At 53.6% G+C, this 11,438-nt stretch carries 12 protein-coding genes and 1 pseudogene; all 13 read right to left on the bottom strand.

Going from position 1 to position 11,438, the window contains the following annotated elements:
* Positions 1-17: 17 nt before the first annotated feature.
* A complete protein-coding gene (locus LKD37_RS15335; RefSeq protein ID WP_302929970.1) occupies positions 18-1,826 on the bottom strand; it encodes a YodL domain-containing protein in 1,809 nt (602 codons plus the stop codon).
* Between the two features lie 32 nt (positions 1,827-1,858).
* Positions 1,859-3,058 carry a MobQ family relaxase gene (gene mobQ / locus LKD37_RS15325; protein ID WP_431833247.1) on the bottom strand — a complete coding sequence of 400 codons (1,200 nt, stop codon included), beginning with the start codon at positions 3,056-3,058 and terminating at the stop codon, positions 1,859-1,861.
* A gap of 88 nt (positions 3,059-3,146) precedes the next feature.
* Positions 3,147-3,443: a DUF3847 domain-containing protein gene (locus LKD37_RS15320; RefSeq protein WP_302929969.1), complete on the bottom strand. Its 297-nt coding sequence runs from the start codon at positions 3,441-3,443 to the stop codon at positions 3,147-3,149.
* Positions 3,444-3,858: 415 nt separating this feature from the next.
* Positions 3,859-4,716, bottom strand: coding sequence for a GNAT family N-acetyltransferase (locus tag LKD37_RS15315; RefSeq protein WP_302929968.1), 858 nt, complete (start codon positions 4,714-4,716; stop codon positions 3,859-3,861).
* A 303-nt stretch (positions 4,717-5,019) separates the two neighbouring features.
* Positions 5,020-5,877, bottom strand: a complete 858-nt coding sequence (locus LKD37_RS15310) for a MerR family transcriptional regulator (protein WP_302929967.1) — start codon at positions 5,875-5,877, stop codon at positions 5,020-5,022.
* 70 nt (positions 5,878-5,947) lie between these two features.
* Positions 5,948-6,250: a DUF3784 domain-containing protein gene (locus tag LKD37_RS15305; RefSeq protein WP_302929966.1), complete on the bottom strand. Its 303-nt coding sequence runs from the start codon at positions 6,248-6,250 to the stop codon at positions 5,948-5,950.
* A 277-nt stretch (positions 6,251-6,527) separates the two neighbouring features.
* Positions 6,528-6,899 (bottom strand): annotated as a pseudogene (locus LKD37_RS15295) (DJ-1/PfpI family protein); the annotation flags it as partial.
* 86 nt (positions 6,900-6,985) lie between these two features.
* Complete coding sequence (locus LKD37_RS15290; protein WP_177308198.1) at positions 6,986-7,288, bottom strand: hypothetical protein; 303 nt, start codon at positions 7,286-7,288, stop codon at positions 6,986-6,988.
* A 148-nt stretch (positions 7,289-7,436) separates the two neighbouring features.
* Positions 7,437-7,637 carry a helix-turn-helix domain-containing protein gene (locus LKD37_RS15285; protein ID WP_302929965.1) on the bottom strand — a complete coding sequence of 67 codons (201 nt, stop codon included), beginning with the start codon at positions 7,635-7,637 and terminating at the stop codon, positions 7,437-7,439.
* Positions 7,638-7,706: 69 nt separating this feature from the next.
* Positions 7,707-8,639, bottom strand: coding sequence for an RNA polymerase sigma factor (locus LKD37_RS15280; protein WP_302929963.1), 933 nt, complete (start codon positions 8,637-8,639; stop codon positions 7,707-7,709).
* Positions 8,640-8,961: 322 nt separating this feature from the next.
* Positions 8,962-9,768: a metal ABC transporter permease gene (locus tag LKD37_RS15275; protein WP_302929962.1), complete on the bottom strand. Its 807-nt coding sequence runs from the start codon at positions 9,766-9,768 to the stop codon at positions 8,962-8,964.
* The gene (locus tag LKD37_RS15270; protein WP_302929961.1) at positions 9,765-10,481 is read right to left on the bottom strand and encodes a metal ABC transporter ATP-binding protein; all 717 of its coding nucleotides are present in this window, start codon (positions 10,479-10,481) and stop codon (positions 9,765-9,767) included. The genes LKD37_RS15275 and LKD37_RS15270 overlap by 4 nt, the downstream gene beginning before the upstream one ends.
* On the bottom strand, positions 10,478-11,365 hold the full coding sequence (locus tag LKD37_RS15265) for a metal ABC transporter substrate-binding protein (RefSeq protein WP_302929971.1): 888 nt from the start codon (positions 11,363-11,365) through the stop codon (positions 10,478-10,480). The genes LKD37_RS15270 and LKD37_RS15265 overlap by 4 nt, the downstream gene beginning before the upstream one ends.
* Between the last annotated feature and the right edge of the window lie 73 nt (positions 11,366-11,438).

Genomic DNA, 11,438 nt, shown 5'->3' with positions numbered 1-11,438 from the left:
ATGTAAAGTTGCTCATGTCACAGCTCCCTTTCCGCGCTCCGTTTCGGGGCGCTCTTCACAGATTTGGTGTCGGCTACGGACGGCGTTTTCAGCTTCGCAAGGATGGAGGGCTTTTCGCCGGATTTTTCTCTGCGTACCGGCTGCTGGGCACGGCGCTTTTCCGCGTCTTCGCGCTGGACGGCCTGTGCCAGCTCCAGAAGAGAAATGGGCGTGCCGGTCTTAGACTGTTCCTCCAGCTCCGCGACTGTTTTGCGCGGGCCATTGTTGATGATACCGTCGATCATACCGTAATCATCCTCCATGGCCATCTCCGCGTTTTTTAAATAGTTTTCCGGCTTGAGAAAGCCCGGCAGCTCCTTGAAGCCCCAGGAATCGACGTAATGACAGGATACCACGCCATTCTGCTTCAGCGCTACGATGTCGCTGACGGATAGGCTGTGGCCGCGAAAATCCTCCGGACGGCGGATATTGAAGGTCTCATACAGCTCATTCAATTTATCCTGCGTATCACCCCTGCGGTCGAGGTCTCCTGCATAGACGGCGGCGTAGTTCTCCTTTTGGATGGATAGTCCTTTCTTCTCCAGATACTCGGAGTTCATATAGTGGAGCTGCACCGTGTCGTCATTATCCCGAAGCTGATAGATGGCAAAGCTGTCGGCAGGGTTATCAAGGAACGCTTTCTCATAGTCCTGCGGCACGAAGCGGTCTTTGACCGTCCCCCATTCGGAAGCTTCCACGCCGAAAATACCGTCAAAGCTGCGGATTTCGTCGGCATCAAACGCCATGGCCTCGGTGTTGTCGGTGTGAAGCATATACACGGTCACGTCGCGCTCCATGAGTTCCAGCGCACGCTCCTTTGTCAGCGGCAGCATATTGGAATCTGTGTAGCCGTATGCGTTCATGCTCTCCACAGAAATCGCCGGGTCAGGGACGGAGCCATTATCCGGTGCGCTGACCGGTTCTGGCTCCTGCACCGTGATCTCCTGCACGGGTTCGGCAGCAAGGCTCTCCGGCTCCTTATCCAGTCCGCGCTCCTTTATCAGCGCCTTATAGTTCCGGTCGATGTCCGTAATCAGACCGGATGCCGTGTGGTTGATGGTTTCCAGCGAGGCTTTCAGCTCCGGCAGCTCCTTGCCCTTTGACCAGGTGGCGATATAGCCGAAGCTGTTCTCGCCGGTCTCAATGCCGAAATAGGCGCAGACGGCATAGGAAATGCTCTCGGCCTGTACTTCCTCGGTGTTGCGGGAGATCTTCGCCTTTTCTGGAAACTGCTCGTGCAGAAAACCCTTTACGGTCTGCTCTCCGCCTACAAAGTTCAGCCCGTCCTCGCCCAACGGCAGATACCCGACATCCGTCAGGTCAATGGGCGTCGCTGTGATGACGGTTGCTGCATTGGCCTTGTCTGCCTTTTTCTCTGCCCGATGCGCCTTGCGGTATGGCTGAAGCTCGTGGGCGTGATGAATCTCACGCCCCACCTGATAGGCGCTCTCGGCATCTTCCGTCAGCGTATTTGCGGCGTCCACACCGGCGTTATCGCCGTCATTGCTCTGCCGCACTTCCCGGTGAACGCCGTGCAGCACGGCGTCGCCGGAAACCTTCGCGGCGTGACTGAGCTTGGAGGGCGGCTTCTTTTCCTCAAAAGAAAGGCGTGTCGTGATCTTCCCATTGGAATCCACAACACGCTGCTTAACCTCTTTCTTTGGAATCTTCGCTTCGATCTTTTCCAGCTTCTTGAGCCTCTTGTCTGCTTTCTGGATAGTAGGCGCAAGCTCCGGGGAAGCACGATCTTCCTCGGTAAATTGCAGCCTGGGTGCGCGTTTTGCCATAGAACATCACCTCACTCTCATAGAAAATGGTTTTATGCGATCTCACCCAGCATGGAAAGAAACAGCGCCTTGCCCTTGGGCGTCACCAGTGTGTACACCCCCTGATGCCCATTGACGGCAATGTAGTCTTTCACAAAAAACAAGCCGTCGTCTGCCGCCTTGACGTAGGGCATGAGACTGCCGGAAGGGGCGCGGTAAAGGTAGCGTTTGCGGATAAGGAAAGCGGTAAACATCTTTTCCGGCACCTTCAATTCTTTCAGCTTGCCGATCTGCGCCTTGATGTCGCGGAGCAGGCGGTTTGCCGCCTTGATACTGCTGTTCAGTTCGCCGCGCTCAGTGGCGATGCCCTTCTTCTCCATCTGTGACGCTGTCACGCCGATATGAACGGTCGGGATTTGGTCGATTCCCTGCCGCTCATAGCTGCGGTGGTCGATGCGCTCCGGGCGGTTGTTCTGCGCTAAAAACTCATTGGCGAGGTCAGCCCACGCCCTGCGCCAGACCTCGGCGTTTTCGCGGTTGTTCCAGTCCACAAGGTCAACCTTGCGGGTCTTGTACCTGCCGCTGGGCAGACGGATTTTCTCGCCGTTTTCGTCCAGCACATATTCCTTTTTGGACTTCGGAAGCCATTTGCCCTGTGCGTCCATCGGGCGCATGGTGAGAAGAATATGAGCGTGCGGGTTGCCGTTGCCTGTGTTGTGAATGTTGAAGTCTGCACACATTCCTCTGGAAACAAATTGAGAGGAACAGTACGCACGGACAAGCCGTACCTGTTCCTCTCTGGATAACTCTATGGGCAACGCAACCTCCAACTCTCGCGCCAGTTGGGAGTTGCACGCCTTTTCAATTTGCTCCACGCTGTTCCAAAGCGTTCCCCGGTCTTGAAAGTCCGGGGGAGCGTTGGACGGCAGCAGAATTTCCGAATGGACGATGCCGCGCTTTCGGGTGTAGTCATGGATCATGCCGTCCCACTCGTTTGTGATTTTCTCTCCGCTTCGGTAGGCGGCTGCGGCTACGGCGGATTTGCCTTTTCCCCGGCTGACGATCTTGATGCTGCAATGGTAGATTGCGATGGTATCACCTCCGTTTCGCTCGTTCGGACTTGACGGGAGAGAAGGGCTTGCGGCGGCAAGGCGTTCCCTCGCGGTAAGTGTGCAAAAGGGTAGACGGCGCAAGCCGTCGCAGGGAAAATGCAGTTTTCCCTGTTCGCGGCAACGCCGCCAAGCTCGGAACACGGCAGGGCTGTGTGGAGAGTTCAGCCCTCGGCAGAGCGCACAACGCCCGTCAGGGTGTATAAGTGCGCCCTTGTTGCCAAGGGTTTATTCAGCCTGTCGTTTCCACTGCTCGTTTTTTCAAAAATTCCCGCGCCGTTTCGCTTGTGAGGATAAGCCGGAGAAAGACTTTCGCTTCCTCGTCGCTCATGTCGATCAGCTCCGGCGTGATACCCTCCATATACCCGCCCCGCGAACACAGGCGGTGGTTGCGCTCCTTGCGCTTCTCGACGGACAGCTTGCGGTTGAGCATCTTATTTCGGTTCTCGTACTGCTGTAATAGCTTCTGTGTGCGTTCCAGTTCGGCGTTGCATCCCTCGATGGTCTGCGGCGTTTTCTTCTTTGTCATGGGTGGTAGCTCCTTTCTTGATTTTGGGTAAAAAAAGACCGCTGACTGTACGCACACGGCGCGGGTCAACGGTCTTTGGGGGTATATGGATTTTAGGTATGCTACTTATCAAATAGCGCATTTACCTTCTGAATATATGCATCATCAATTTGGTAAGTGTAGTTTGAAGTCGGCTGTATGCATGGTATGATAAATATACTCTCATAGGGAACGTCAGGATGGAATTTGTCAAGGGGGTTCTCTGCAAAAGTTACAAATTGTTCAATAAATCCTTTTCGGCAAACTGTTTAATCTTCATTTTCTACGTTGCAATCCGGTGCGATATTACCAACGCAGAAACCATGTATATCTAAGTTCGGAATACATTCGAACGCCATCCGCAATCATTAAGTGTGCAATCCAAGTCGCCATCTGTTTACCTCTTTCTCAAAACGTGCCAAACATCAGAACCGGTGAATCCACACTTGCGATACAGCGCCTCTGGATTTGTAGGGTTATTACATTGACCGGATACAGTAGCGAACGTGGCGTTTTCTTTCATCCGCCATAACAATTCTAAAACGACATATTTACCCAATCCATACCCACGATATTGTTCCGATACTTGAATCCACTCTAAAACACCCTCGCCAACCTCTTTATCAAGTTCAGCAATGCCTGTTGCAACCACTTCATCGGTTTGGTTATTCTTAATTGCCAACCATAAAGAGGAATCATATACAGGACGAGCTGTGTAGTCTCGGAGGTCGGCTTCTGTTACGCAGATCCCACTATAGCAGCTATTGATGTGCTCTGCAAAGTCCTTCAAAGTAGCGTTATAAAGCAAATACCCCTGTGGAAGCACTTGAATAGACAAGTCTTGCAGACTATGTATTAAGCGAAAATAAGGCTCGTCAATGTAATGCTGATATTCTGTTTTATTGAAATTGTCTTTGTGTACAATACACATACCATCGGGTACGGTTATAGACCTTGATTTCCAGTATGGTATAGATGAAACTTTACAAGGACAAATTAAGTATTCGTTTTTGCTGAACGTCATTTTATCCTTTGGTTTCTCTGCTGCTGTGCTTTCTCCGTTCACCAATGCAGTCAAATCCGTGTCAAACAGCTTCGCTATCAGGTCGAGGGTTTCAACATCCGGCGTCGCAATTCTACACTCCCAATTGGAAACAGCCTGACGGGTAACGCCGATTTTTTCTGCAACCTGCTCCTGTGACAGCCCGTGTTTTTTACGCAGGGCAACGATATTATCAGCAAGGTTTTTGCTCACGGAAAACACCTCCTTCCTTTCGCAACTCTATTATACTTGATTCCGGCTTTGCTTTCTATCATTCAGACTTGTCAAAACCGCAATTTCTCTTTGCGCTATCAATTATACCATGCACACATGCCGGTTCAATCTGATTTGTTTCAATAATCCGCAACTTTTCTATGCACGCCGCACTTTTTCGCTGCCTCGCTGGCCGCCCTGCGGCGTTCCTCGCTGTATGGGGCAGGCAGTGAAAAAGCGCAACCGATTTTTGTCGATTGCGCTTTGGTGGGCGGGAATTGTTCTATGAACTTTTTTGCATAATCACTCCTGCTGGAAATGCCGCAAGAAAACCTCATTCGTTGCTTGCAGGGATTTGTGATACTCGCGGTAAGCGGGGCTAAGCCTCTGCATTGCGGGGATGAATACATCGTTATAGCCGCTCTCCCTTTGGAATTGCTTTAGATATTCTTGCAGTCGGTAGGCGGGAGATGCCTTATATTCCTCCGATTCCGCAACCGCTCGATATTGTTCGAGCATTTCCATGTTGTCGTGAATATACTTTTCCGGGTCTGCCATAGCTGCCGCAAGTGCGGCAGATGCGCTTTGCATTACAGCAACATCAGCATTTTCTCTAACCTCATCGAGATACTGCTGCACATCGCTGGGAACGGCAATTGAAATGCCGTCCAAGTATCGGATGATCGTTTCAAACGCTTCCCTCTGCTCATTCGTTGTGATTGCTTCGCTCAAAAACGGAGCGAAGTGCAAACACACAAATTTTCCATAGAAGCCCGGAAACTTATCAAGGATACGGTTCAATATGGATTGCTTGTTTTGAAGCGCCTCCACTTGTCCTTCAATTAGCTCCCAATCGCCGCTTTCCGCAAGTTGTTTTATCAATGCCTGCTTTGTTTGCAGCTCGGCGATTTCAAGCTCTCTTCTGTTGAGGACATCGTAAATTGCTGTATGGGTATCATTCTCAAGAATTGTGCGAATCTCTGGAACGGAAAAGCCCAGTCCGCGCAAAACTGCAATCCGCTTGAGCTTCAAAGCATCTGTCTCGGAGAACTGCCGATACCCGTTTTCTGTTATCCTTGGTTGGATTAGTCCCTGCTCTGTGTAATACTCAACTGCTTTTTTGGTCAGGTTACATTCTTTGCATACTTCATTTATGAGCATTGTACTCACCTCCACAAACAGGATAAGCTATCCCCCAAGGTGACAGTCAATAGGTTTTTCGAAGAATGAGTTAGAAGATTCCCTTATTGTACTTGAACTGTGCATACAAGATAAAGCCCAAGCCGATGACGAGCGCCGGAATAACAATGAAAGACATTGCCGTTTCACTCCAGAAAGTTGTGACAAATGCCGCTATCAAAGATACACCGATGATCAGTGTACCTGTGCCGACGGCTCTCCCATACTTCGGTACATCCTCTTCCCTGACCTTTCTTCGGTTGTAGGAATGTATTGTGCTGATATTCCCCATTATGTTCACGATTCCAATGATGGCGATGAATATGCCTAAAATCAAAAGAGCGATATGCTCCATTCGCTTCCTCCTTAAAAATAAAACAGTTCTTCAAATTACTTGTCCAGCGCAATGCAGAGGATCAATGCCAGCTTTGCGGTGGGGTTGAATTACCCTGTTTCAACGCACAAATCATAGAATCGACGCCCAATAGCGCCGTATAGCTATTGTTGGTTTTTCTGAAAGCAGGCGTGTAATAAACATTATTTTCAGCATCAAAGCAGAATTTTTCAGCAGTTAGTTCTTCCATCTCACGTGCCAATAGATTACTTCCATAGAAGCGGCGGAGAAAGTCGATTCCCGCACACATGGCAGCGACAGGTTTCTTTTCGCTGATAAAATGTGTGACGCACGTTTTTATCACATGGGAATCTCTATAATTGTTCAATAAACCGATTCCACCGGGTATGATCAATGCATCGTATTCTGCAAAATCAACCTCATGAATATCTTTAATGCGTCCCCTACCGATGCGGGCTGCTTCTATAAGGATATTCCGCTTTTCTGCTATCTGCTCTGTCAGGTGGTTCACAGACTGCATGGAAACATTTTCTGCGACAGGAGTGTAATCACACCCATATTTATCAAGTGCTGCATACGTCAGAATTACCTCTTCTATACATGAACCATCACCGAGGCCACAGCCTGCTAATAGAACTAAATACTTCATTTGTTTTCACCCCCACAACTCACGGTTTGCCAACGACTTCTCACTAATAAGCATAGCATATAAAGCGACTTACATCAACGCCTTCTTCATGGTAAATCAGCGACCTTTTTATGAATACCGTTCTGTTTTGCCTGTTCGCTCGCCGCCCTGCGGCGTTCCTCGCTGTATGGGGCAGTCAGACGGAAGCTCAATCTGCCTTTTTCAATCTCAAAGGTTAGCCCGCCTTGCTCGTCATCGTCGGTTTGGCGGCAGCATTGCGGGTACTTTGCCGCAAATGCCGTCAGCCGCTTTTTGAGATCGGTGTTGTGGGTCTGCACCTCGATCATGCGGCTATGCTCGTCAAAATAGATCACCGTTGTCTTTTGCTTCTTGGTAAGCCCTGTTCTCATAAAACCTCCTGATTTTCACGATTTTTTCTCAGCTCTTGAATTGGCAAAGTGCTGCGATTTTTCGATGGAAGCACCCCAAACGATGCGCAGTACGTTTCGCATTGTCCTATCGGCTGATTTGCCACTTTTCCAGCTCTTGACTGCATTTTCACGATGTTTTGTTTGTGCGGCTTTTCAGCCACTCCATCAGCTCATTTTTCATCACCAATTTGCGCCCTCCGATCCGCAAGGTCGGGAAGTCCGGGCTGCTCAAAAGGTTGTATGCCCCCGCTTTGGAAATCTGCAACGCTTCGGCAAGCTGTTTTGCGTCCATCACATCGGGCATGGCTTCAAACGGTTCTTTGCTCATAAAATCTCCTTTCCCGCATGAAAAAGCAGCAGTCACCATCTCGGTAACTGCTGCCGCTTCTGCGTCTGTTTACTTGTCCAAATACTTCTGATACTTCACTGTCACATAGTCCTCATAGGCTCCCGCGATTTTGGCGATCCGCTTATGGACTGCGCTGGCGGTCTTGTAGCCGACCTTGTCCGCAATCTCCTGCTCGGTGTAGCCCTCCATCCGCAGCTTCAATATCTCTCGGTCTTTCTCTGTGATATTCTGCTCGGAAAAGGATGCAACCTGCATTTCAGAAATGACCTTCTGCTCAAATTCGCCGCGAGGATCGGCTACCTCGAAAATATCGCCGTCCTCATTCTCCATCATCTCGTCAAGAGAAATCGGCTTGCCGGAACGGTTGTGATGCCACTTCCGCATGAAGTCCGTCTTGACGATGCTGCCGGTGGTTTCGTAGTCCTCCACGGTGCGGTTTTCCCAGATCGCGTCGATCATCGGCTGCCAGTTCTGCTCCGCAATCACCATGTCGGTGACATTGCCGATCAGATTGCTGAACTGCTGATAGGTCAGCCACGGCACTTCCACGCCTTGCGGAATATTGTAAAGGCGCTGGAAACCAAGACCGTTCTGCTCAAACTTCATGCGGATGTAGGGGATGATGCTGTACGACAGCCGCCACAAGGGGAAGTAGCCTGCGTATTGATTCCAGTTGCCGGGGATCTCGCGGTAATTTCCCTTGCGATCTTTCACTTGGAAAAACTGCCATGCGCTCCATGCATAGCAGTCCCACACAAGCAGCTTGAACATATCATCGCATACAATGTGGTCATACCTGTCCGTCCGCAAGACCTCATAGGGACAGCGCGGCAGCTCGCAGGCTGGTTTCCACTTCTCCGCAAGCTCTCGCGGCAGACTGTAAAACAGCGTCAGCCATGATTTGTCGCTGTCCTGCGGTATCTCGATGATCTCACCGGGCAGCACTACAAGAAAACCGTTCGGGCCTGTCTGTTTGTCCATCAGCGTCACCTCCAATCGCTTTCGTATTCAGCCCTCTACTATATATGGCATGAGAAGGGCTGAATTGTTCCAATGCTTTCAAACTTTTTTGAGATTTTTTGAAAAAATCTCGGAATGGATGGGATAGGATTGATTTGAGAACATTATACCTGAAAGCTGTGAATAAATCCATTGCTTTTCGTGATGACAAAAAAATAACGGGTATCCGGCGCTCACCGGATACCCGTTATTTCGTTGCCAACCCTGCATGACAGATGCCATAATTGTAATTTCTTCGATTACTTTCTTATGAGCACCCATGCGAGGGTCCGGATGTTGTTTTTTATTTTTTCCCGATGACGCAGCAGATCAGAAACGCTGCCAGGTCCGCAATGACCACCGTGGCGCCCACCGGGGTGCTCAGCAGGTACGACGCGGTAAGCCCCGCGCAGAAGCAGGCCACCGCCAGGATGCCCGCCAGGATCACCACGCCCCGGAAGCTCTTTCTCACCCGCATGGCGGACAGGGCCGGGAAAATCACCAGGCTGGAGATGAGCATGGCGCCCATCATCCGCATACCCAGCACAATGGTCAGGGCCGTCAGCACCGACAGAAACGTGTTGTACAGCCCCACCCGGACGCCGGTGGCCCGGGAGAAGCTCTCGTCAAAGGTGATGGCAAACAGCTTGTGGTAAAACAGCACGAACAGCAGCAGTACCGCCGCCGACAGCCCGGCGCTGAGGGCCACGTCCGCCCGGTCCATGGCCAGGATGGAGCCGAACATATAGCTGTCCACGTCCGTGGTCATGCCGGTGGTGAGGCTGGTGACGATGACGCCTGCGGCCAGGGACGAGGCGGACACCACCGCAATGGCGGCATCGGCCCCCATGCGGCTTCGCTCCGTCAGCCGCAGCAGGCCCAGAGCCGCCAGGATCACCACCGGGATGGACACCGGCAGCGGAGCCCATCCGCAGGCCACGGCAATGGACAGGGCCCCGAAGGACACATGGCTCAATCCGTCGCCGATCATGGAATATCGCTTGAGCACCAGCGGCACCCCCAGCAGCGCCGCGCACAGGGACACTAAAATGCCCACCACAAAGGCCCGGACGATGAAGGGATAGGTAAACATTTCCAGCAGCAGGCTCATGACAGGTCACCTCCGAAGCGTTTTCCGTAGGGGGAGGCCAGGTATTCCCGGGGCGTGCCCAGGAACCACTGGTCCCGCCCGGCGTGGAGGATGGCGGCAGCGTCCCGCAGGGCGCTGCGGATGTCGTGGGTCACCATCACCACGGCCATGCCCTCGGTGCGGTTGAGATACCGCAGGGTGCGGTACAGGTCGTCGGCGGCGGCGGGGTCCAGGCCCGTCACCGGTTCGTCCAGCACCAGCAGGTCCCCTGCCGCGCACAGGGCCCGGGCCAGCAGCACCCGCTGCTGCTGGCCGCCGGACAGCTCCCGATAGCACTTGTCCTTCAGCTCCAGAATGCCCAGCTTGCCCATGTGCTGCAGGGCCTGAGACTTCTGGGCCGGGGTATAGAAGAATTTCCACCCCCGGGCGCTGAGAAAGCCGGACAGCACCACCTCGCTGACGGTGGCGGGAAAGTCCTTCTGTGCCCGGGTCTGCTGGGGCAGATAGCCGATGGCCCCCCGGCGGAGGCTTTCGTCCAGGCGGATCTCCCCGGACAGGGGCCGCAGCAGGCCCAGCATGCTCTTGAGCAGGGTGGACTTGCCGGAGCCGTTGTCCCCCACGATGCACAGATAATCCCCCCGGCGCACCTGAAAGGTCAGATGCTCCCAGATGGGGCGGCCCTCGTAGCCCAGGGCCGCATCACGGCAGTCTATGAGCACCTTCTGTTCGCTCATGCCAACCCCTCCTTCAGTACGTCCACATTTTTCCACATCAGGGACAGATACGTCTCGCCCCCGTCGAACTCCTGCCGGGTCAGGGTCTGGCAGGAATGAAAGGTCAGCACCCGGGCCCCGGTGGTCTCGGCGATGGCGTTGGCCACCTTTTGGCTGCTGAGCTCGATGGTGTACACCACCGGGATGTCCTCCTGATTCACCTTGTCGATGAGATATTTCAGCGTGGCCAGGGAGGGCTCGGTGTCCCCGGAGCAGCCGTGGAAGGCCGCCCGGTAGTCCAGGCCGTACTCCCGGCAGAAATACAGCAGCGGGAATCGGTCGCCGAACACCAGCAGATGCCGCTGCCCGGCCTCCACCGTGTCCCGGAAGGCCCGGTCCAGGTCCGTCAGCTCCCGGAGATAGGCCGCGAGCCGGTCCTGATACTCCTGGGCGTGGGCGGGGTCCGCCTGGGCCAGGGTGTCGGCGATGACCCGGCACAGGTCCATGGCGATGCGGGGGGAGGTCCAGATGTGCTCGTCGTACTCAATCTCCTCCTCATGGCCGTCGTGGTCGTGGCCGTCATGCTCGTCATGGGCGTGTTCGTCGTGATCGTGACCGCCCTGCATGCCCTCGGAGAACTCCTCCCCCAGGACGTGGGCGTGGTCCATCATGTGCACCACGGAGCCGATGCTCTCCCCGGCGGCGTCCAGGATGTCGTCCACCCAGGTCTCGCTTTCGCCGCCGTTGCAGATGAACACGTCCGCCTGGGAAATGCGGATCACGTCCAGGGGCGTGGGCTCAAAGCTGTGGGCCTCACGGCCCGCCGTTACCAGCAGGTATGGCTCCACCCGGTCGCCGCCGATGGCCCGGACGAAGTCGTAGTAGGGGAACAGGGTGCACACCACCTGCAATCTGCCGGTGTCCTCCCCCCCCCGGGGGGGGGGGGGGGGGGGGGGGGGGGGGGGGGGGGGGGGGGGG

Origin of the sequence: Brotocaccenecus cirricatena (assembly GCF_020687045.1) — a bacterium.
Taxonomy (GTDB): domain Bacteria; phylum Bacillota; class Clostridia; order Oscillospirales; family Oscillospiraceae; genus Vescimonas; species Vescimonas cirricatena.
This window is presented reverse-complemented; position numbering and strand designations above follow the sequence as displayed.

Bases quoted from the DNA above. Each gene is read 5' to 3' on its own strand.
- LKD37_RS15335 (WP_302929970.1), bottom strand. From the start codon at position 1,826: ATGGCAAAACGCGCACCCAGGCTGCAATTTACCGAGGAAGATCGTGCT.
- LKD37_RS15320 (WP_302929969.1), bottom strand. From the start codon at position 3,443: ATGACAAAGAAGAAAACGCCGCAGACCATCGAGGGATGCAACGCCGAA.
- LKD37_RS15310 (WP_302929967.1), bottom strand. From the start codon at position 5,877: ATGCTCATAAATGAAGTATGCAAAGAATGTAACCTGACCAAAAAAGCA.
- LKD37_RS15305 (WP_302929966.1), bottom strand. From the start codon at position 6,250: ATGGAGCATATCGCTCTTTTGATTTTAGGCATATTCATCGCCATCATT.
- LKD37_RS15290 (WP_177308198.1), bottom strand. From the start codon at position 7,288: ATGAGAACAGGGCTTACCAAGAAGCAAAAGACAACGGTGATCTATTTT.
- LKD37_RS15285 (WP_302929965.1), bottom strand. From the start codon at position 7,637: ATGAGCAAAGAACCGTTTGAAGCCATGCCCGATGTGATGGACGCAAAA.
- LKD37_RS15280 (WP_302929963.1), bottom strand. From the start codon at position 8,639: ATGGACAAACAGACAGGCCCGAACGGTTTTCTTGTAGTGCTGCCCGGT.
- LKD37_RS15275 (WP_302929962.1), bottom strand. From the start codon at position 9,768: ATGAGCCTGCTGCTGGAAATGTTTACCTATCCCTTCATCGTCCGGGCC.
- LKD37_RS15270 (WP_302929961.1), bottom strand. From the start codon at position 10,481: ATGAGCGAACAGAAGGTGCTCATAGACTGCCGTGATGCGGCCCTGGGC.